Origin of the sequence: Kitasatospora sp. NPDC056651 (assembly GCF_042792155.1) — a bacterium.
Lineage (GTDB): Bacteria > Actinomycetota > Actinomycetes > Streptomycetales > Streptomycetaceae > Kitasatospora.
In genome coordinates this window covers 1-21557 of record NZ_JBHTWX010000142.1, presented here as the reverse complement: position 1 = coordinate 21557, position 21557 = coordinate 1, and the positions used below count along the sequence as shown (strand labels likewise).

Here is a 21557-nt window from a genome sequence, read left to right as displayed (position 1 = left end):
CACCCTCACCCCCCCCCCCGGACAACTCCCGCCCCGCACCCGCGGCACGGGACACCGTTTAACCCGCGCCCCCCAGGGGCCGCCCTCCGGCGGGCGGACCCGCGCCGACGGCGCACCCGGCTCACCCGCGCCCCCGGGACGGGCCTCGGCCTGGCCCGGGCCCCGGCGCGCCGCTCCCGCCATGGGCGCACCGAGCCCCCGCGCACCCACACCACGCCCGGCGGACCCGCCCCGCCACGCTCCGGCGCATCGGCCCACCCACACCCCCGCGCCCCGCATCCCCCGCCCCTCTCGCTCGTTGGCCCCTACGTGTACAGCTACGACGTCTCCGCGTCCCCCGGCCGGTCCGCGACCGCCTCCCGCTCGATCCCGGGCATGCGCCCGTCGTACGACGCCGAGCACCCGCACTCCACAACGCCGATCTACGACGAGCTGTACTCCGAGTACCGGCGCCTCTTCCGCGCCCTGCCCGGCGACCGGTCAGGCGAGGAGGACCTGAAGTTCACCGGCTTCGCGGTCCGCGACGGCTACCCGCCGCTCGGCGAGCAGCGCCCGTACCCACCGGCCCAGCAGCAGGCGTTCCACACCCTCCCGGGCCAGGCACCGGGGCTCCCCCAGTTCGTGCCGAGCCACCAGCACCACGGCTCGGGCCCCGCGGGCGGCCGCCAGCACGGCCACACCGGCGCCCACCCCACCGGTCACACCGGTGCCCACCCCAATCCCCACGCCGGCGCCCCCACGGCCGGTCTCACCAGTGCCCCCACCGGCCGTCACACCACCGGCCATCGCCACCGCCACCCCACCGGTCCCCCCGAGCCCATCGCCCCCGCCCCCGCTCCCACTCCCGTACCCGTCCCCGTGCCCATCGGCGACGGCCTCGGTCTCGGCCTCGGCCTTCCGGCCACCGCCGCCGCGCCCCCGGACCAAGCCGCCAACCCGGCCGCCCAGTTCACCAACGGTCAGGGCTGGGTCGCGGCAGGCTACCTGGGCGCGCCCCCGCACCCGATGCCCCCGCACCCGATGCCCCCGCCCCCGCCGCCGGCGCCGCCCGCGCCCGCACCGGTGCTGGGCACGGTCACCGGCGGCCTGGCCACCACCCCGTCCACCCGCGGCCGCCACCGCCAGATGCTCTCCCTGCCCCCGGGCCCCACCGGCGACCACCACTGACGCCCGGGCGCCCAGGCGCCCAGGCACCCAGGCGCACCCGGGCGCGCCTGGGCCGGAAACGCCGGAGGGCCCCGCCACCACCGTGGCGAGGCCCTCCGGCCGTCGGTCGGACGACCGACCACTCCCGACTGCTACTGCTACTTCTTCTTGCGCTTCTCCCGGACCCGCACCGAGATCGAGATCGGCGTCCCCACGAACCCGAACTCCTCACGCAGTCGACGCTCGATGAAGCGCCGGTAGCCGGCCTCCAGGAAGCCCGAGGCGAACAGCACGAAGCGCGGCGGACGGATGCCCGCCTGGGTGCCGAACAGGATGCGCGGCTGCTTGCCGCCCCGGATGGGGTGCGGGTGGGCGGCGACCAGCTCGCCGAGGAAGGCGTTCAGGCGCGCGGTGGGAATACGGGTCTCCCAGCCCTCCAGCGCGGTCTCGATCGCCGGGACGAGCTTCTCCATGTGCCGGCCGGTCTTGGCCGAGACGTTGACGCGCGGGGCCCACTGCACCTGGACGAGGTCGCGCTCGATCTCGCGCTCCAGGTAGTAGCGGCGCTCCTCGTCCAGCTGGTCCCACTTGTTGTAGGCCACGACGATGGCGCGCCCGGCCTCGACGGCCATCGAGATGATCCGGGTGTCCTGCTCGGCGAGGGTCTCGCCGGCGTCGATCAGGACGACCGCGACCTCGGCCTTCTCCAGTGCGGCGGAGGTGCGCAGCGAGGCGTAGAAGTCGGCGCCGGCGGTCAGGTGGACCCGGCGGCGGATACCGGCGGTGTCCACGAACTTCCAGGTCTTGCCGCCGAGGTCGATCATCTCGTCGACCGGGTCGCGGGTGGTTCCGGCCAGCTCGTTGACGACGACGCGCTCCTCGCCGGCGACCTTGTTCAGCAGGCTGGACTTGCCGACGTTGGGCCGGCCGATCAGCGCGATGCGGCGCGGGCCGCCGGGGGCGGCGTCGCCGAAGGTCTGCGGCGGGGCCTCGGGCAGGGCGGCCATGACGGCGTCCAGCAGGTCGCCCGAGCCGCGGCCGTGCAGCGCGGAGACCGGGTACGGCTCGCCGAGGCCCAGCGACCACAGGTACGCGGCCTCGGCCTCGGTGGACGGGCCGTCGACCTTGTTGGCGCACAGGACGGTCGGCTTGCCGGCCCGGCGGATGAGCTTGATCAGGGCCTCGTCGGTGTCGGTGGCGCCGACGGTGGCGTCCACCACGAACAGCACCGCGTCGGCCTGCTCGATGCCCAGCTCGGCCTGCGCGGCCACCATGGCGTCGATGCCGAGGACGTCGATCTCCCAGCCGCCGGTGTCGACCACCTTGAAGCGGCGGCCGTTCCAGCTGGCCTCGTAGGTGACCCGGTCGCGGGTGACGCCCGGCTTGTCCTCGACGACGGCCTCGCGGCGGCCGATGATGCGGTTCACCAGGGTCGACTTGCCGACGTTGGGGCGGCCGACCACGGCCAGCACCGGCAGTCGGACGTGCTCGGCGCCGTCCACGGCGTCGAAGCCGTCGAGGTCGATGCCCTCCTCGGCGGCGAGCGCCATGAACTCGGCGTAGTCGGCGGCGTCCAGTCCACCGTGCTCGGTGGCGGCGTGCTCTGCGGTCATGTTCGTCTGTTCCGTTTCCCGGCCCGGCCCTTCCCAGGGGCGTGCCGTGCGTACCTGCCCCGCTCGGGGCAGCGCGTTGGTTGTCTCCGCGGCGCCTCGAAGGCCCGCGGTTCACTCGATGGTCGGCTCACCGCGTGGTGGGCACGACACCGGTCCGACCCGTGACGGGTCAGACCGAGGACAGCCCGGCCCGCTCCTCCACCAGCCCGGCGATCCGGTCGATCACCTGCTCCAGGGTGAGGTCGCTGGTGTCCACCAGGACCGCGTCCGAGGCCTGGGCCAGCGGGGCCGTCTCCCGGGAGGAGTCGGCGGCGTCACGGCGGGCGAGGTCGGCGGCCATCGCGGTGATGGTCGCCTCGTCGACCCCCTTGGCGCGCAGCTCGGCCGCCCGGCGCGCGGCGCGGGCCTCCTCGGAAGCGGTCAGGAAGACCTTGACGGTGGCGCCCGGGAACACCACGGTCCCCATGTCCCGGCCCTCGGCGACGATGCCGCGCTCGGCGACCTCGGCGCAGCCGCGCTGGAGCTCCACCAGCCGGGACCGTACGGCCGGCACCGCGGCGACGGCGCTGACCTGGGAGGTCACCTCCGGGCCCCGGATCGGGCCGGACACGTCCTGGCCGTCCACCGTGATGGTGGGGCCGCCCGCGTCGGTACCGGAGACGATCACCGGCTTGCCGCACGCGACGGCCACCGCCTCCGGGTCGTCCACGTCGACCTCGTTGGCCAGCATCCACCAGGTCATCGCCCGGTACATGGCGCCGGTGTCCAGGAAGCTCAGGCCCAGCCGGGCGGCGACCGCCCGCGAGACGGTCGACTTGCCGGAGCCGGAGGGTCCGTCGATGGCGACGACGACCGGGGCGTGCGCTCGGTCGGCAGTGTCCACGGGGGCGAACCTCTCTCTGAGCATGGGAGCCGGAGCCTGGGCGGGCGGACGGCAGGGGATTGTCTCCCTCAAGGTTAATGGACTGCCGCCGTGATACAGCCCGCCACCCGTCCGGCCCAGTCAGTGGGCCGCACGAGCCGGGCGTCCGGTCGACACCGAGCGGTCGACGCTGGCCGGTCGACACCGGCCTGTCGACACCGGCCGTCCGGCCCGGCCTCCTCCCACCCTCCCGGGGGGTGGGGGCTCGGGCGTCGCTCCCGGCCGTCAGTCCCGGACGTTCCAGCCGCTCGCCCGAAGCGCCTTGGTCAGCCGCTTCACCGCCACCGGCGCCACGGCCAGCTGGACGAAGCCGACCTGCTGCCCGGTCGAGTGCTCGATGACGACGTCCTCGATGTTGACCCCGGCGTCGCCGACCTCCCCGAACAGCCGGCCCAGCTCACCCGGCTGATCGCCCAGCACGACCGCCACGGTCTCGTAGCGGGTGGGCGGCGCGCCGTGCTTGCCGGGAATGCGGGCCTGGCCGGTGTTGCCGCGCCGCATCACCGCCTCGATCCCGGCCGCGCCCGCCTGCCGCTCGCCCTCCTCGACGGCGTCCATGGCACGCAGCGCGGTGACGGTCTCGCCGAGGTCGCGGGCGACCGCCTCCAGGACGTCGGCGACCGCCCCGGCGTTGGCGGAGAGGATGTCGACCCACATGCCGGGGTTGGAGGCGGCGATCCTGGTGACGTCGCGCACGCCCTGGCCGGAGAGCCTTATGGCGGTCTCGTCGGCGTTCTCGAGCCGGGCCGCGACCAGCGAGGACACCAGCTGCGGGGCGTGCGAGACCAGGGCGACGGCCCGGTCGTGCTGGGAGGCGTCCATCACGATCGGCACCGCCCCGCAGAGCGCGACCAGTTCCAGCGCGACGTTGAGCGTCTCGGTGTCGGTGTCGGCGGTCGGCGTGAGCACCCAGGGCCGGCCCTCGAAGATGTCGGCGCGGGCGGCCAGCGGGCCGGAGCGCTCACGCCCGGCCATCGGGTGACTACCGATGTAGTGAACGGTGTCGCAGCCGAGCGCGGCGATCTCGCTGCCCGGGCCGGCCTTCACGCTGGCGACGTCGGTGTACCAGTGCGCCAGGTTGCGGCGCTGGCAGTCGGCGAGCACCTTGCCGACCAGCGCGGGCGGGACCGCGATGATCGCCAGGTCCGCCTGGCCGTCGACCGGATCGGTGGTGCCCGCACCGAGCGACTCGGCGGTGCGGGCGGCATCCGGGTCGGCGTCCTCCAGGTGGACGGTCAGCCCGCGAGCGGTCAGCGCGAGCGCGGCGGAGGTGCCGATCAGTCCGGTGCCGACGACGACGGCAGTGCGCATGGCGGGTCGCTCTCCTCGATCACGAATTCGACAGGTGCCAGGACCGTCCGGGAGCACCCGCGCCCATCCTCCCTCATCCGCCCCGCCGAGTTCCCCACCCCCGCCCGGCAACCGGGACGAGGGCTGCGGCAGCTGCCGCCCCCGGCAACCGTGGCGGGCCCGCCGCCGTCCCACACGGTGCACACGCCGCACCCGGAAATCCGGCGACGCCCGCCCCGAAGCCGGGCAGACTGGCCGCCCGGGAACGGGGAAGGCGCGGGCAGAACAGCACGGCCGCAAGCACGGCGGCAAGCACGGCGAGCAGGCGCAGTGAGCAGGCGCGCGGGAGAGCCGGAGAGCCGGAGAACCGGAGAACCGAAGGCCCGTACGGCACGACCGGCGCGGCACGACGAACGCCACGCGGCGGGCGAGACGCGGCGGGCGAGACGCGGCGGGCGACACGCGAACGAAGGGGTTGCGCATGGACGACCAGCACAGCGACCGGAGCGGGCGGTCGAAACCGCCCACCGTACCGGCCCACCCGTCGGTCCTGGACTCCGTCGTGGTGTACGCCGAGGGCGCGGTGTGCCGCCGACGCGCCACCGTCCCGGTCCCGCCCGGCGGACGGCTGCGGCTGACCGGCCTGCCCGCCGCGCTCGACGGCCGCTCACTGCGCGCCCGGGTACTCGCCGGACCGGCCGGCACTGCGGTCACCGAGGCCCGGCTGGAACTGCTCGCCGAACTCCGCGAGCCTGGCCGGCTCCCGGAACTGCGGCGGGCGCTCGACGAGGCCACCGAGCACCGCGGTGCGCTCGCCGAGCGCCGCCGACTGGTCCTCTCCGCGATCGCCGAAACCTCCGCACTGCGCGCCGCCCCACCGCAGCGCCGCCGTGACGAACCGCTGCGCCGCACACCCGCGGACGCCTGGCTGGAGCTCGCCGACTTCGTCGACCAGCGGCTGGCCCGGCTCCAGGAGCACGCCGAGGAGCTCACCCAGGAGCTCGAACTGGCCGACCACGAGCTCGACCTCGCCGCCGACCGGCTGCGCCGGGCCTCCACCGCCGACCTGGCCGAGCCGGTCGGGACCACCACCACCGCCCTGCTCACCCTCAGCACCAAGGACCCCGACCGGGGCACCACCGTTCGGGACACCACCGACCAAGGCACCACCGTTCGAGGCGCCGAGGACACCGTCGACCTGGAACTGGAGTACGGCGTCCCGGCCGCCCGCTGGGTGCCCGCCTACCGCCTGTCCTACCGCAGCGGCTCCGACACCGCCCACCTGGTCCTGCGCGCCGCCGTCGCCCAGCGCACCGGCGAGGACTGGACGGGCGTGCGCCTCGCCCTGTCCACCGCCGACCTCGACCGCCGCACCGACCTGCCCCGGCTCGCCTCGCTGCGGATCGGCCGCAGCCAGCCCGCCCCGCCGCCCTCGGGCTGGCGTGAACCCCCGGCCGGCCTGACCGACCTCTTCACCGGCTACGACGCGGCCGGCGCCGACCGTCCCGCGCCGCGCCGCGAGACCCCGCTGCCGGTGGCGGCCACCCCCCGGCCCGCCCGCCCCAGCGCGCCGGGCCCGGCCGGGCCCCGCGCCGAACTCTTCGCCGCCTCCGAGCCGACCTCGGCCTACGGCGGCGGCCTGCTGAGCGTCGACGAACCGATGCCCCCGGCCCTGGGCGCCCCGCCTGCTCCGGGCGGCTTCGCCGGCTACGGCGCGCCGGCGCCAGGCCCGTTCCCGACACCCGTCGCCGCCGCACCGCTGCCGAACGCCCCGGGTGGCCTCCCGGCGGCGGAGGCCCGCCGACGCATCGGCCGGGCCGCCCCGCCCCCGCCGCCCGGTTTCGTCCCGGACGCCACCCTGCTCGACTACCCCGACCTCGTCCTGGCCGGCCCCGAGGAGCCCGCCGGCCGGCGCGGCACCCTGCACCCCCGCCCCGAGCGGGTCGAGCGCGAGGCCCTGTCCCGGGCGCTGCCCGGCGGCGACGGCGGAGCACGGGTCCGCGACCTCGCCCTGCCCCGCCACGCCGTCCCGCCCCGCGAGTCGGCCGGCTCCTTCGACCACCGCTTCGACGCCACCGCCCCCGCCGACATCCCGTCCGACGGCACCTGGCACACCGTCACCGTCGGCGAGATCCCGCTCGCCGTCCGCCCCGAGTACGTCACCGTCCCCGCCGTCGAGGAGAAGGTGTACGCGACCCTGGTCCTCGCCAACCGCAGCGACCAGGCCGTCCTGGCCGGGCCGGTCGAGGTCACCGTGGACGACGAGTTCCTGCTCACCGCCGCCCTGCCCACCCTGGCGCCCGGCGGCCCCCGGCGGCTCGGCATCGGCGTCGCCGAGAGCGTCGAGGTGGCGCGCCGCACCGAGCTGCACGAGTCGACCACCGGCATGCTGAAGGGCAACAGCACCGTCCTCGACCACCGGGTGCACGTCCAACTGGCGAACCGGCTCGGACGCCCCGTCACGGTGGAGGTCCGCGAGCGGGTGCCGGTCACCTCCGACGCCGAGATCCGGATCGAGGAACGGGGCGGCTGGCACGCCCCGACCGACTCCACGCCGGACTGCCCGCCCAGCACCCGGCTCTGGCGGGTCGACCTGCCGCCGGGCGGCCGCGTCGAGCTGGACGGCGGCTACCTGATCAAGATCCCGGCCGGAAAGGCCATCGTCGGCGGAAACCGGAGGAACTGAGCGATGACCGTCGAGACCCTTCCCCTTCCCGTCACCGCCGTGACCTGCCTGGAGGACCGCGGCCATGTCGAGCGCACCACGACGGTCGAGCTCGCGGCGGGCGTACAGCGACTGCGCCTCGGCCCTCTCACCGCTCTCGCCGTCGACCGCACCCTGCGCGCCGAGTCCATCACCGACGGCTTCCGCGTCCTGGACGCCCGACTGGTGCGCGGCTGGACTCCGCGCGCCCCGCTGCCGCCCGGCCCGGAGGACTCCGAACTGCGCCACCGGCTGCACCGGCTCGACGCCGAGAGCCGCCTCGCCGACCAGACCCGGGCCCGCCTGGAGGCCCGGCTCGCGCTGCTCGCCCAGCTCTCCGCCGACCTGCTGCGCGAGATCGGCGAGGGCGCCGGCCTCGGCGAACTCGAACCCAACCGCTGGGCCCGCGAGCTTGGCCGGGTCGACGCCGAGCGCGAGCGCTACGGCGAGGAGCTGCGCGCCACCCACTCCCGGCTGCGCCGTCTGGAGGAGGAGCGCTCACAGGCCCTGACCGCCCTGGACGAGGCCGAGGAGGACCCGGCCGAGCTGACCGCCCACCTGGAGCTCACCGTCGAGGCCGCGCGGCCCGGCCCCGCCGAGCTGGCCGTCTCGCACCTGGTGCCCTGCGCACTGTGGCGGCCCTCCTACCGGGCGACCCTGGACGGCGCCGAGCTCCGGCTGGAGTCGGAGGCGGTGGTCTGGCAGCGGACCGGCGAGGACTGGACAAACGCCCGGCTCACCTTCTCCACCGCCCGCTCCGCCCTCGCCACCGATCCGCCCGCGGTCGCCGAGGACGTCCTGGTGCTGCGCGAGCGCACCGACGAGGAGCGCCGCACGGTCGGGGTCGAGCTGCGCGAGGAGGCGGTCGCCGCTCTCGGCCCGGCCTCCCGGGTGCCGGGCGTGGACGACGGCGGCGAGGTCCGGGTGCTGACCGCCCCCGCCCCGGCTACCGTGCCCTGCGACGGCCGCGCGCACCGGGTGCCGCTCGGCGCCTTCACCGGCCCGGCGGGCAGCGAGTACGCCTGCGCGCCGGAGCTGTCCCCACTGGTCACCCAGGTGGTCCGGTTCCGCAACGCGGCCGGGTACCCGCTGCTGTCCGGCCCGGTCGAGCTGGTCCGCGGCAGCGGCTTCTCCGGCCGTGGCGAGCTGCGCTTCACCGCCGCCGGCGCCGACGCCGAGCTGTCCTTCGGCAGCTCGGACGGCTACCGGGTGGTTCGTGAGACGGAGGAGCGTCAGACCACCGCCACCCTCACCGGCCGCCAGACCGCCAGCCGGACGGTCCGGCTGCACCTGTCCCGCTTCTCCGGCCCGGAGGAGCACGACGAGCGGATCGTCACGGTGCGCGAACGGGTGCCGGTCTCCGAGGTGTCCGCGGTCGAGGTGCGGCTGCGCAAGGAGGAGTGCTCTCCGGCGCCGGACGCCTTCGACGCCGAGGGCATCGTGCGCTGGGAGGTCCCGCTCGCCCCGGGCGCCCGGCGCACACTCACCCTGGTCTACGAGGTGTCCGCCTCCGCCAGGGTGGCCGGGCTCTGACCGCCCCGCGGACCACTTCGCACGGCACGGCGGCGGACACCACCGTGCCGGTGACGGCCGCTCAGGACCAAACCGGAGACAACGGGTAGAAAAGGAACCATGATCCTCCACCTCGCACCCCTGGACGACTGGCTGGCCGACCCCGGCCGACCGTACGCCACCGCGTCGCTGCTGACCGACGGGTTCATCCACTGCTCGGCGGACGAGCAGACGGCGCTCGCGGTGGCCAACGCCTTCTTCGCCGAGACCCCCGACCCACTGATGGTGCTGCTGATCGAGGAGTCACTGGTGGAGCCGATGGTCAAGTGGGAGGCTCCGCACGGCGCCCCGCCGCCCGGGGCCACCCCCGGCCTGCTGTTCCCGCACATCTACGGGCGGCTGAACCGCACCGCCGTGGTCGGCCTGGAGAAGGTCGAGCGCGGCGCGGACGGCCGCTGGGCCTCGCTCAGCCCCTGGAGCTGACGGGGCGGGAGCGGAAAGTTATGACAATTCCCGAGGTTCACGCGTCCCCGGGACTCCGAGGGTTCCCGCGCTTCCCGCTATTGGCTCGGCTCCGGCGGTTCCTGCCGTTCCCACCGAACACGGGAATTGTCACAACATCGCGGACACCCATGGACTCCGGGGCGTCACACCACCGCACGCAGTCATAACAATTCCGACGCTCAAGAGCACCGGCCCCTCTCGCCCCGTACGCAGTCATAACAATTCCCGACGCTCACGGGCACCGGAGCGGCACACCACCGCACGCAGTCATAACAATCCCTACAGCCACCCCCGCTCCCGGGCCGCCATCCCGGCCTGGAAGCGGGTGGTGGCGCCCAGCGAGCGCATCAGGCTCTGGAGCCGGCGCTGGGTGGTCCGGGCGCTCCAGCCGAGCGAACGTGCGATCGACTCGTCGGTGAGCCCGGCCGCCAGCAGGCCCAGCAGCTTGCGGTGGTCGGCCTCCGGCTCCGGCGAGGCGTCCCCCGTGCCGATCGCCGACTGCAGCCGGACCGCCCGCTCCCACTCCGCCTCGAACAGCGTGTCCAGCGCCTGGAGCAGCGCCGAGGGGTGGATCACGTACGCGGCGTCCAGCACGCTGTCGCCGACACTGATCGGGATGATCGCCATCCGGTCATCCGAGATGATCATCTTCATCGGCAACGTCGGCCGGACCCGCGCCTCCTCGCCGTCCGCGACACCGACCAGGATGTTCTTCTCCAGCCTCCCCGGCCAGGCCACCGCCTCCCGGTCGTAGATCGTCCGGAACCGCACGCCCTCGCGCAGCCGCCGGCGTTGCAGGGACAACGGCGCCACCGGGTCCTGGATGTACGGCGGACGGTCGAAACCGCGCACCTGGTACTGGCTGGTCTCGGTGATGTGCTCCAGCCGCTGGGCGATCGCCTCGCCCCCGGTGAGCACCTCCACCGAGTGCGCCGGATCGGTGTACCGCGAAGCCTCCCGGAACGCGTCCATCAGCCGGTGCATCTCGGCCCGGGCGTAGCGCAGCTCGGACTCCCGGTGCCCGATCAGAGTGCCGATCGCGACGTCCGGGGGGACGGGCAGGTAGCGGTGCCGGTCCACCGGCGCCCGGGTGGCCATGCCCTGCTGCGCCAACCGGTCCAGGGCGCGCACGCTCTGCTGGAACGTCAGCCCGCAGCTCTCCGCCAGCTCCTCCGCCGTGGACTGCGGACTGGCCACCAGCGCCGCGTAGACCTGCCCGTCCGGCTCCGCCAGTCCCAGTGCGCCGAGGGCCTGTCCGCCGGCCCGCCCCAGTGCTGCATCGGACACGACGCCTCTCCCCCTGCTAGCCCGTTTCCGCTGTCGGCCCGGGCCCTGTCGGCCCGGTTCCGCCCCAACCGGTACGCCCGTTCTGGCACGGTCCCGCCACACCGCGCAGTGGTCGCCCGGTGGCCATCCTCGGCCACGGATCATGACGCTGACAAGGCCGTGACCAGCGGTTGCGTCCCGGCTCACAGACCCCGTCCGAAACGTGGACGCCCACCCGTCCCACCCGGGCCCCCGGCTCCCGCGCCCGCCCCGGACTCCGGCGCCCCGGGAGCCGATCGCCGCCCGGCCCCGGAAACACCGGAGCCCCCGGCCGCGACGAGTGCGGCCGGGGGCTCCGACGGTCCGGCCGGGGGCCGGGAGCGCGGACGGGGCCTACAGCCCGACCTCGCGCATCAGCTGGCCGACCTCCGGGTTGGTCAGGCGGCGCAGCCAGCCCGACTTCTGGTCACCCAGGGCGATCGGGCCGAAGTGGGTGCGCACCAGCTTCTCGACCGGGAAGCCGGCCTCGGCCAGCATCCGGCGGACGATGTGCTTGCGGCCCTCGTGCAGGGTCACCTCGACCAGGTAGTTCTTGCCGACGTTGGAGATCACCTTGAAGCTGTCGGCGCGCGCGTAGCCGTCCTCCAGCTCCACGCCCTGGGCCAGCTGCTTGCCCAGGTCGCGCGGGATCGGACCCTGGATCGCGGCCAGGTAGGTCTTGGTCACGCCGTAGCGCGGGTGGGTCAGCCGGTGGGCCAGCTCGCCGTGGTTGGTGAGCAGGATGATGCCCTCGGTCTCGGTGTCCAGGCGCCCGACGTGGAACAGCCGGGTCTCCCGGTTGGTCACGTAGTCGCCCAGGCACTGACGGCCGTCCGGGTCCTCCATGGTGGAGACCACGCCGGCCGGCTTGTTCAGCGCGAAGAACAGGTAGGACTGGGTGGCGACGGTCAGGCCGTCCACCTTGATCTCGTCCTTCTGCGGGTCGACCCGCTTGCCCTGCTCGGTGACGCGCTTGCCGTTGACCTCGACCCGGCCCTGCTCGATCAGCTCCTCGCAGGCGCGGCGGCTGCCGACACCGGCCCGGGCCAGCACCTTCTGGAGGCGCTCGCCCTCGGGCTCGCCGAAGGTCTTGGGCAGCTTGACGGCCGGCTTGTCATGCCGGGCGAGGACGGCGTCCTCGATCTTGGCCTGGAGCTCGCGGGAGCGCTGCGGCTGGCGGCGCGGGTCGCCCGGGGCGCCCTGGCCCTCACGGCGCGGACGCGGGGCCGGGCCGGGGCGCCGGCCGGAGAAGCCGCCGCGGGCCGGGGTGGCGTTGGGGCCGCCGCCGTACTCGGGGCGGTCGTACTTGCGCTCCTCGGGCCGCAGCGGGCGGTCCGGGTAGCGCCGGTCGTCCCGGCGGTCGTCCCGGCGGTCCCGCCGGTCGTCACGGCCGTACGAACCGCCGCGCGAACCGGCACCCGAGCCGGAGCCCGAGCCGGAGCCGCCGCGGCCGCCGCCGCCGTAGGAGCCGCCGCCACCGTACGAACCCCCGCGCGAACCCGAGCCGGAGCCCGAGCCCCCGCGGCCGCCGCCGCCATAGGAGCCGCCGCCCCGGCCCCCGCCCTGTCCGCCGCGACCGCTCCCGCCGCCGCTGCTGTTCCTGCCGTTGCCACTGCTACGCATCAAAGTGTCCGTACGTCGTTCCGTCTGGGATGTGCGGTCGTTTCGGCCGACCTCACCGCCCCCTACCGATCGGGCCCGGCCCGACCGGCCTCGCCACTGCCGTCCGCGGCCTGCGCGGCAGCGGCGGCGACCGCCTCCGCGATCATCGTGCCCTCCAGGGACTCCGCTTCCACGTCGTCGACCTCGGGCAGGAAGGGAGCGAGCTCCGGCAGCTCGTCCAGGCCGCGGAGCCCCATCCGTTCCAGGAAGTAGTTCGTCGTCCGATACAGGATCGCACCTGTTTCGGGCTCGGATCCGGCCTCTTCCACCAGTCCTCGCTGTACCAGGGTACGCACCACGCCGTCACAGTTCACACCGCGGACGGCGGAAACCCGCGATCTGGACACCGGCTGCCGGTAGGCGACCACCGCCAGGGTCTCCAGCGCGGCCTGGGTGAGCCGGGCCTGTTGGCCGTCCAGGAGGAAGCGGTCGACGGCCGCGGAGCAGGTGTCCCGGCTGTAGAACCGCCAGCCGCCGGCGACCAGCCGAAGGTCGAAACCGCGGCCCTGGGCCGTGTACTCGGCGGACAGCTCGCGCAGCGCCGCCGCCATCTCGGCCCGCGGCCGCTCCAGCACCCCGGCCAGCCGCTCCTCCGCCACCGGCTCGTCGGCGACCATCAGGACGGCCTCCAGCTCGACGCGCAGCCCGGCATCGGCGCCTCCCTCGGTTCCCCCGGTGATCCCGGCACCGGAAGTCGACGGGGCCGGCTTCTGGTGCACGACGCGCGCTTCCTCGGCCGGCACACCCCCACCGGACGCCCCGGCCGACGCCGCCGACTCCACCCCAGCCGACTCCACCGCGGCCGACTCCACCCGGTCCGGCAGCAGCTCGAAGGCCGGCTCCAGCCACTCCTCGGCCCGCGGCCGTCCCGGCCCTCCCGGCAGCCCCAGCGGACGCCGGACCGGCCTCCCGCCCTCGCTCCCACCGCTCATCGCCGCTCGCCCTCCTCGGCCCCTCGCACGCCCTCACCCGCCGACCCCTCGCCCACCGGCCGCTCACCCACCGGCCGGTCGAACTCGTCCGTCACCTCGACCACACCCCGGCCCTCCTCGGCCACCCAGCGCACCCGCAGCTCGCCGAGCGCCTCCTGCTGCTCGAAGGCGAGCACCCGCTCCCGGTACAGCTCCAGCAGCGCGAGGAAGCGGGCGACCACCACCAGGTCGTCCGGCGCGTCCTCGACCAGCCGCTGGAACGAGGCCTCGCCCAGTTCGGTGAGCAGCCCGACCACCAGTCCGGCCTGTTCCCGCACGCTGACCGGCGGGGTGTGGATGTGGTCCACGTAGACGACCGGCGCGGGCCTGGGCTCCATCGCCTTGGCCGCCAGCTCGGCGAACCGGCGCGTCCCGATGCCGATGACCACCTCGGGCAGCAGCTCCGCGTGCCGGGGCTCCAGGGCGGCGCTCCGGGGCCGGCGCAGCAGCTCGGCCGCCCAGCGCTCGCCGAGGACCGCCGCCGCCCGCTTGTACGCGCGGTATTGGAGCAACCGCGCGAACAGCAGGTCACGGGCTTCCAGCAGGGCCAGGTCCGCCTCGTCCTCGACCTCGGCCACGGGCAGCAGCCGGGCGGCCTTGAGGTCGAGCAGGGTGGCGGCCACCACCAGGAACTCGGTCGCCGCGTCCAGGTCCCAGTCCGGGCCCATCGCCCGGATGTGCGCCATGAACTCGTCCGTGACGGTGGCCAGCGCCACCTCGGTGACGTCCAGCTTGTGCTTGACGATCAGGCTGAGCAGCAGGTCGAAGGGGCCCTCGAAGTTGTCCAGTCGTACCCGGAAGCCGTCCCGCGACTCGTTCTCGGTCGCGCTCGCGGCGGTGGCGGCTGGTTCGGCGGTCCTGGGCATGACGGTCCATCTTCACCCGTCCCCGGCCCCGGCCCCGCCCCGGGGGCCACCGACACGCCGCCCGCCGGGCACCGTCCGACGTTCCCCCGGACGTCCACGAGCCCCTGCGAAGCCCCTCTCGGTGCCCACCCACGCCCAAGGCCCCGGGAAACCTCCTCCAACGGCCGCCACGGCCGCCGGCCTCGACCCCTCGGCCCCGCGACCGCGGTCCGGTCCCGGCCGACGCCTCCCGGCCCCTTCCCGGCGCTGCCGACGCCCTCCCGGCACCGTCCGGCGCTGCCGACCACCCGGCGGTCTCCCCACGCCCGGCCCACGGCCCCGGCGGCGCTCGGGCCGACCCTCACGCCCTCCCCGACGGCCCGCGCCCTCCCGACCGGCCCCGACCGCCCGCGCGCGCCCCTAGCGCCCGCGCAACCGCCGGACCAGGATCGAGGCCTCACCGCGCTGCTCCAGGTCCGCCAGGACGACCGCGATGGCCTCCCGGACGATCCTCCCGCGGTCCACGGCCAGGCCGTGCTCACCGCGCAGCACCAGCCGGGTGTGCTCCAGGTCCATGAGCTCCTCGGCGGACACGTACACCGTGATCTTCTCGTCGTGCCGCTCGCGCCCGCTGGGCCGGCGCGGCGCGCGGCCGCGCGGCCGGGCGCGCCCGGCGGCACCGGCCTGCTCCTCCGCGGCGCCCTGGTGCGTCCGGGCCGCCGGGGCGGCCCCGGCTCCACGGCCGCCCTGGACGGTCTTCCCGGCCGCGGCGGTGCCGCCGGCGGGAGCGGGCCCGACGGCCGCGCCGGGCCGCTGCGCGGGCGCCGGCACGGTGGCGGCCGCCTGCTGTTCCGGCGTCACCTGCCGCTCGTCCCGGGCCCCCTGGGCGGACTCGGCGCCCTCGGCGCCGTCCGGGCCGTTGACGGTCCGCGCGGTCTCCGGTCTGGATGCCTCGGCGGCCGGACGCGGCGCGAGGGAGGGCGACAGCGCCATCCCTCCGGTGGTCCGGAACAGCTCGTCGGCACCCGGGAGACTCACTCGGCGGGGCGGCACCGGTCGAGCACCTCCCTGGCGAGCTGGCGGTAGGCGGCGGCACCGACCGAGTTGGTCGCGTACGTCGTGATGGGCTCGCCGGCGACGGTGGTCTCCGGGAAGCGCACGGTCCGCCCGATGACGGTGTGGAAGACGTGCTCGCCGAACGCCTCGACGACGCGCGCCAGCACCTCGCGGCTGTGCACGGTGCGCGAGTCGTACATGGTGGCCAGAATGCCGTCCAGGCGCAGCTCGGGGTTGAGCCGCTCGCACACCTTCTCGATGGTCTCGGTGAGCAGCGCGACACCGCGCAGCGCGAAGAACTCGCACTCCAGCGGGACGATCACGCTGTGAGCGGCGGTCAGCGCGTTGACCGTCAGCAGGCCCAGCGAGGGCTGGCAGTCGATGATGACGTAGTCGTAGTCGGGCAGCAGCGGCTTCAGGGCGCGCGCCAGCGCGGACTCCCGGGCCACCTCGCTGACCAGCTGCACCTCGGCGGCGGAGAGGTCGATGTTGGACGGCAGCAGGTCCATGCCCGGCACGGCCGTCTTGAGCAGCACCTCATCGGCCGTCAGGCCCCGCTCCATGAGCAGGTTGTAGACGGTGACGTCGAGCTCCATCGGGTTGACGCCGAGGCCGACCGAGAGAGCGCCCTGCGGGTCGAAGTCGACGAGCAGCACCCGGCGGCCGTACTCGGCCAGCGCCGCGCCCAGGTTGATAGTCGACGTGGTCTTGCCGACGCCGCCCTTCTGGTTGCACATGGCGATGATCTGGGCGGGGCCGTGCTCGGCGACCGGCGCGGGGATCGGGAAGTACGGCAGCGGACGGCCGGTCGGACCGACCCGCTCGCGGCGCTGGCGCGCGGCGTCGGGGGCCAGCGTGGCGGCGTACTCCGGGTCCGGCTCGTACTCGGCGTCCGGGTCGTCGTAGGCGCCGTAGGCGAACTCGCCGTAGGCCAGGCCGTAGGCCGCCAAGTCGGTGTCGTGATCGGTCACCGTGGTCACCTGTGCTGTGTTCTGGCGTGCTTCGAAAGTACGGAGTGCGACCGAGCCGACCTCGGCCGAGCCCACGGAGGGCTGCCGGGCCCCGGGCTCCTCACTCGGCTGGCCGGCGGTGAGCTCCGCCAGTCCTGGCTGACCACCCCCGGGAGCAATTGTCGACTCATTCACAAGTCGTCTTACCTCCTTGGGCATCCAGGACTCTATGTCGATTCGTCAGCGTGGCAGCATGCCGACGGTTTGCGACTCTAGGCCGTTCAAGGCGTTCGCAGCAACACAATCCACGGTAGTCGGCAGGATGTGTCGACTATCGAGCGGGCTGCTGTCAAGGGATGAGAGGGCCAACGGCCCCGACGTTTCTGCGGGCGGGTGACATGACCGACGGATATTGACGACAGAGCGACCCGCCCACTCCACCCGCCGTTCACGGGCACGGCGAAGCCCCCGGCCCGAACGGATCGGGTCGGGGGCGAACGACCGCCGTGCGGTCAGGGGATTCAGGCGAGCACGCTCTCCAGGGAGACCGACTCCAGGCCGAAGGCCTCGGCCACGGCCGGGAAGGTGATCTGGCCCTCGTGCACGTTCAGGCCCTTGGCGAGCGCGGCGTCGCGGCGCAGCGCCTCCTTCCAACCGCGGTTCGCCAGCTCCAGCACGTACGGCAGGGTGGCGTTGGTCAGCGCGTAGGTGGAGGTGTTCGGGACGGCGCCCGGCATGTTGGCCACGCAGTAGAAGACCGAGTTGTGGACCTTGAAGGTCGGGTCGTCGTGCGTGGTGGCGTGCGAGTCCTCGAAGCAGCCGCCCTGGTCGATGGCGATGTCGACCAGCACGGAGCCCGGCTTCATGCGGGAGACCAGCTCGTTGGTGACCAGCTTCGGGGCCTTGGCGCCCGGGATCAGCACGGCACCGACGACCAGGTCGGCCTCCAGGACGGCCTTCTCCAGCTCGAAGGCGTTCGACACGATGGTCTTGACCTTGGTGCCGAAGATGCGGTCGGCCTCGCGCAGCTTGTTGATGTCGCGGTCCAGCAGGGTCACCTCGTAACCCATGCCGACGGCGATGGTGGCCGCGTGCCAGCCGGAGACGCCACCGCCGATGACGACGGCCTTGGCCGGGTGGGTGCCGGGCACGCCGCCCGGCAGGGTGCCGCGGCCGCCGGCCGGGCGCATCAGGTGGTACGAGCCGACCTGCGGGGCCAGTCGGCCCGCGACCTCGGACATCGGGGCGAGCAGCGGCAGCGCGCCGTTCGCCTGCTGGACGGTCTCGTACGCGATGGCGGTGGTGCCCGAGGCGATCAGCGCGTCGGTGCCGGGCCGGTCGGCCGCCAGGTGCAGGTACGTGAAGACGGTCTGACCCTTGCGCAGCCGGTGGTACTCGGAGGCGATGGGCTCCTTGACCTTCAGCAGCAGGTCCGCGGTGGCCCACACCTCGTCGGCGGTGGGGAGGATCGTGGCGCCGGCGGCCACGTACTCCTCGTTGGGGATCGAGGAGCCGACACCGGCGTTGTCCTCGATGTAGACCTCGTGTCCGTTGCGGACCAGCTCATGCACGCCGGCGGGCGTGATGGCCACGCGGTACTCGTGGTTCTTGACCTCGCGGGGGATGCCGACCTTCACGACTGAACACGTCCTCTTGCCATGGGGGTCCCGACCGGAGAAGACCGGTGGGCGACGCGCACGTGGGGAGCCTCCGGGCAGCCCGGGGCGGGGATCGCTGCGCGACTGAGTCCGAGTGTAATGAAGCCCAGTCGGCGTGTCAGCCTTCCAAAGTGAATAATTTTCCCGCACACATTGGCAGGTTCGTAGGCTTCCCCTGCGACTTACCCACCAAAGACGTTCCAACCGGGCATATTCGACAATACTCCCGGAACGCCCATCACCACCCGGCGTCGACGCGTTCCCGCAGGTCCATGAGGGCAGCCCCGACGGCCTCGAGGCCGCGCTCGTCGCCCAGCCGGCGCAGCACCGCGAGCGCTGCCCGGTACTCCCGGTCGGCCTCGTCGAAGCGGCGCTGCGCGGTGTGCGCCTCGGCGACCCGGGCGAGCAGCCGGGCCTCGGCCGCGTGGTCCCCGAGTGCCTGCCGCAAGCCGAGCGCCCGCCCGTACCAGTCGGCGGCACGCACCGCGTCGCCGAGCGCCCGGTGGCAGTTCGCCGCGCTCTCCAGGGCCCGGGCGCAGAGCGGCTCGTCGTCGGCCGTCCGGGCGTGTTCCAGGGCGGCCCGGTAGTGCCCGGCGGCCCGTTCCCAGCGGCCCGCCGCGGCCTGGAGGTCGCCCAGGTTGAGCAGCGCGGCCGAGGCCCGGCGGGGGCGGCCGTTGCGCTCGGCGACGGTCAGCACCAGCTCGTGCAGCCGGTACAGGTCAGTGGGCGCGGCCGCTCCCGTCAGCGGCAGCGCCCGCAGCAGCGCGGTGACCAGCCGCCCGGCCGAGCCGTCCAGGTCGCCCTGGCCGATCGCGTCGGCCACCGCGCCGAGCAGCAGCTCCCGCTCGCCGAGCAGCCACTCCCGGGCGTGCTCGGCCGAGTGGAGCCGCAGCGGGGCCGGCAGCGGGTCGGGCCCGGGGCCGGCCGCCGGGTCGAGCAGTGCCCGGGCCGACTCGGCGAGCCGGACCAGCCGCTCCAGCAGGCGGGCCCGGGCGAGCTCGGTCTCGGCGGGCCGGTCCTCCCGCTCGCGCAGCCGGACCAGCCGCGGGTAGAGCCGGCCGGGCACCCGGTAGCGCGGCGTGCCGTCGGCGGCCGGCGCCTCCTCCCCGAGCAGCTCCCGCTCGGCCAGCGCGGCCAGCGTCGCGGCCGCGTCCGGCGCGGGGCAGCCGACCAGGGCGGAGGCGGTGCGCGGGTCGGCGGTCTGCGACGGGGCCAGGGTGAGGGTGCGCAGCATCCTCGCCTGGGCGGCCGGCAGCCCGCGGTACAGCAGGGTGAAGGCGCCGAGCAGCGGGTCGTTGTCGGGGACGGGCACCGGCTCGGCCGGCTCCGGACCGGGCTTCACCCAGGCCGCCGGGTCACCGGCCGTCCCGGCGCCGGAGGAGTCCGCGCCCTCCTCCCCCTTCTCGCGGGGACCGCCCTCCATCGGCGCGGCCTTCCCCGTCGTGCCCTTCCCCGTCGTGCCCTTCCCCGTCGCGCCCCGCACCGGCCCGGACGTCGCGGCCACCTTCTCCCGCCCCTTGTCCTGTCCCCTCTTCCGCCCCCTGTCCTGTCCCCTTTGCTGTCCCCTCTCCTGCTCCCGCTCCACCCCCTTCTTCGCCGACCCGGCCGCCCCCGCCGACCCCGACCCCGCCCCGGTGGCCCCAGCGACCCCAGCAGCCCCGGTGACCGCCGTGGCCCCCGTGGCCCCCGTCTCCTCCCCCACCACCCGGCTGAGTTCACGCGCCGCGTCCGTCACCGCGGTCTTCGGGTTCCCGCGCAGCCACCCCGCCATCAGCCGCAGCGCCGCCGGCCGGCTGGCGCACGCCTCGGCCAGGTCGGCCCCGCCGACCGGATCGCAGGAGATCCGGGTGCCGCCGACCAGGTCGGCCAGCAGCTCGCCGGAGGCCTGCCGGTCCAGCCCGCCGAGGATCACCGGGTCGATGTCCTCGATCCCGGTGAGCGGCCCGGCCGTGGTGGCGAGCACCAGACAGCCGGGCTCGTCGGCGAGCAGCGGCCACACCTGCCCGGCGTCCCGGACGTCGTCCAGCACGACCAGCACCCGCAGCCCTTCGAGCGCCTCGCGCAGCGCCACGCAGCCCGGCTCGTCCCGCCCGTCCTCCCCCGCTCCGGGCAGTGGTACGGCGCCCTGCGGGTCGAGCTGCTCCAGCAGCAGCCGGGCGGCCCGGGCGGGCGGCATCCGGCCGCCGTCCGGGGCGGACAGCCGGACGAACAGCACGCCGTCGGGATAGTCGGCGGCGACGGTACGGGCGAAGCGGGCGGCCAGCGAGGTCCGCCCGGAGCCGGGACGCCCGGCCAGCACCAGCACCGGGCAGCGCCCGCTCGCCGGACGGGCGGCGGCCGCCCGCAGCGCGGCCAGTTCGGCCCGCCGCCCGACGAAGAGCGCGGGCCCGGCCGGCAGCCGCTCCAGGCCCGGGACGGCCCCGGCGGGCGTGCCGGGGCCGGGGTCCATCGTCGCCGTCTTCCTTGCCACCCGTGCCACTCCCGACGTCGTCCCGCGCTCGGCATCCGACGCCCGGCATCCGGTGCCCAGCCTCCGGGGGTCAGCGGAGGCGGCCCGGGACGGGCGCCCTGTCTGCGAAGCGTAGTTCGACCGTCCGGCTCAGCCGAGGTGACATCCGGTCGTACGAATCCGCAAATCACCCCAACGACTCAACGCGAGTGGACGGGCACCGGCCGGCTCGCCCCTCGCACGGCCGGCCGGCTCAGGCCTCGAACGGCCGGGCCGGCCAGGGCGAGTCCGCCGGGCGCAGCGCGTCCAGCCCGCCCGGGCCGGTGAGCGCGGCGTGCACCGCCAGGGTGCCGGTGACCAGCGTCGGGTTGTGCAGCTCCCCGGCCTGGATCAGCCCGATCAGCTCGGGCACCGGCACCCAGCGCACCTCGATCTCCTGCTCCTCGCCCTCGGCCGCGAAGCGCTCGCCCTCGGCCGGCGCCAGGTCGGTGGCCAGGAACATCCGCAGCGCCTCGTCGGTGCCGCCCGGGGAGGTGTAGTAGTCGGCGAGGACCCGCCAGGTGCCGGCCTTGCAGTACGCCTCCTCGTACAGCTCGCGCTGCGCGGCGTGCCACGGGTTCTCACCGGGCACGTCGAGCAGGCCGGCCGGCAGCTCCCACAGCCGCTGGCGCACCGGGTGGCGGTACTGGCGCAGCACCAGCACCCGCTGTTCGTCGTCCAGGGCGAGCACCGAGACCGAACCGGGGTGGGTCTGGTAGTCGCGGCGGGCCCAGCTGCCGTCGGGCATCCGGACCTCCTCGCTGCGCACCCCGGTGACCTTGCCCTGGAACGGGGTCCCGCTCGCCCGGACCTCCCACTCCTCCGCCACGTCGGCGATCCGCCGGCGGCTCTGCTCGTCCATCGCTCTCCCCTTTTCGTCAGTACGACACAATCTAACGCCGAACGGCGGCCCCGCGGGAATCGCGGGGCC

General features: G+C 74.9%; 16 protein-coding genes. 4 read left to right on the top strand and 12 right to left on the bottom strand.

What is annotated here, in order from left to right:
• Positions 1–309 precede the first annotated feature (309 nt).
• Complete coding sequence (locus ACFRAR_RS35180; RefSeq protein ID WP_380703834.1) at positions 310–1167, top strand: hypothetical protein; 858 nt, start codon at positions 310–312, stop codon at positions 1165–1167.
• A 137-nt stretch (positions 1168–1304) separates the two neighbouring features.
• Here the strand turns inward: ACFRAR_RS35180 and der are convergent, their stop codons facing one another.
• The 3 genes from der to ACFRAR_RS35165 all read right to left on the bottom strand — a co-directional run bounded on the left by der (position 1305) and on the right by ACFRAR_RS35165 (position 4992).
• Positions 1305–2759: a ribosome biogenesis GTPase Der gene (der, locus tag ACFRAR_RS35175; RefSeq protein ID WP_380703832.1), complete on the bottom strand. Its 1455-nt coding sequence runs from the start codon at positions 2757–2759 to the stop codon at positions 1305–1307.
• A 169-nt stretch (positions 2760–2928) separates the two neighbouring features.
• Positions 2929–3666, bottom strand: a complete 738-nt coding sequence (gene cmk / locus ACFRAR_RS35170) for a (d)CMP kinase (RefSeq protein ID WP_380703830.1) — start codon at positions 3664–3666, stop codon at positions 2929–2931.
• A gap of 240 nt (positions 3667–3906) precedes the next feature.
• Positions 3907–4992 (bottom strand): prephenate dehydrogenase, encoded by a 1086-nt coding sequence (locus ACFRAR_RS35165; protein WP_380703828.1) that lies wholly within the window; start codon positions 4990–4992, stop codon positions 3907–3909.
• Positions 4993–5452: 460 nt separating this feature from the next.
• Here ACFRAR_RS35165 and ACFRAR_RS35160 point away from each other — a divergent pair, with 460 nt between their 5' ends.
• From ACFRAR_RS35160 to ACFRAR_RS35150, 3 genes are all read left to right on the top strand, one after another.
• Entirely contained in the window at positions 5453–7657 is a 2205-nt protein-coding gene (locus ACFRAR_RS35160) for a DUF4139 domain-containing protein (RefSeq protein ID WP_380703825.1), read from the top strand.
• Positions 7658–7660: 3 nt separating this feature from the next.
• Positions 7661–9208, top strand: coding sequence for a mucoidy inhibitor MuiA family protein (locus ACFRAR_RS35155; RefSeq protein ID WP_380703823.1), 1548 nt, complete (start codon positions 7661–7663; stop codon positions 9206–9208).
• Positions 9209–9307: 99 nt separating this feature from the next.
• Positions 9308–9670, top strand: a complete 363-nt coding sequence (locus tag ACFRAR_RS35150; protein WP_380703821.1) for a DUF952 domain-containing protein — start codon at positions 9308–9310, stop codon at positions 9668–9670.
• A gap of 300 nt (positions 9671–9970) precedes the next feature.
• Here ACFRAR_RS35150 and ACFRAR_RS35145 read toward each other — a convergent pair whose 3' ends face one another.
• The 9 genes from ACFRAR_RS35145 to ACFRAR_RS35105 all read right to left on the bottom strand — a co-directional run bounded on the left by ACFRAR_RS35145 (position 9971) and on the right by ACFRAR_RS35105 (position 21488).
• Positions 9971–10978 carry a helix-turn-helix domain-containing protein gene (locus ACFRAR_RS35145; RefSeq protein WP_380703819.1) on the bottom strand — a complete coding sequence of 336 codons (1008 nt, stop codon included), beginning with the start codon at positions 10976–10978 and terminating at the stop codon, positions 9971–9973.
• A gap of 372 nt (positions 10979–11350) precedes the next feature.
• The gene (locus tag ACFRAR_RS35140) at positions 11351–12619 is read right to left on the bottom strand and encodes a pseudouridine synthase (RefSeq protein ID WP_380703817.1); all 1269 of its coding nucleotides are present in this window, start codon (positions 12617–12619) and stop codon (positions 11351–11353) included.
• 62 nt (positions 12620–12681) lie between these two features.
• Positions 12682–13275 (bottom strand): SMC-Scp complex subunit ScpB, encoded by a 594-nt coding sequence (locus ACFRAR_RS35135; protein WP_380703836.1) that lies wholly within the window; start codon positions 13273–13275, stop codon positions 12682–12684.
• A 311-nt stretch (positions 13276–13586) separates the two neighbouring features.
• The gene (locus ACFRAR_RS35130; protein WP_380703815.1) at positions 13587–14495 is read right to left on the bottom strand and encodes a segregation and condensation protein A; all 909 of its coding nucleotides are present in this window, start codon (positions 14493–14495) and stop codon (positions 13587–13589) included.
• Between the two features lie 399 nt (positions 14496–14894).
• Positions 14895–15512 (bottom strand): hypothetical protein, encoded by a 618-nt coding sequence (locus ACFRAR_RS35125; RefSeq protein WP_380703813.1) that lies wholly within the window; start codon positions 15510–15512, stop codon positions 14895–14897.
• Positions 15509–16576: a ParA family protein gene (locus tag ACFRAR_RS35120; protein WP_030290161.1), complete on the bottom strand. Its 1068-nt coding sequence runs from the start codon at positions 16574–16576 to the stop codon at positions 15509–15511. Before ACFRAR_RS35120 ends, ACFRAR_RS35125 begins: the two co-directional genes overlap by 4 nt.
• A 425-nt stretch (positions 16577–17001) precedes the next feature.
• A complete protein-coding gene (ald, locus tag ACFRAR_RS35115; protein ID WP_380703811.1) occupies positions 17002–18117 on the bottom strand; it encodes an alanine dehydrogenase in 1116 nt (371 codons plus the stop codon).
• A 259-nt stretch (positions 18118–18376) separates the two neighbouring features.
• The gene (locus tag ACFRAR_RS35110) at positions 18377–20587 is read right to left on the bottom strand and encodes a tetratricopeptide repeat protein (RefSeq protein WP_380703809.1); all 2211 of its coding nucleotides are present in this window, start codon (positions 20585–20587) and stop codon (positions 18377–18379) included.
• A gap of 253 nt (positions 20588–20840) precedes the next feature.
• Complete coding sequence (locus ACFRAR_RS35105) at positions 20841–21488, bottom strand: NUDIX domain-containing protein (RefSeq protein WP_380703807.1); 648 nt, start codon at positions 21486–21488, stop codon at positions 20841–20843.
• Between the last annotated feature and the right edge of the window lie 69 nt (positions 21489–21557).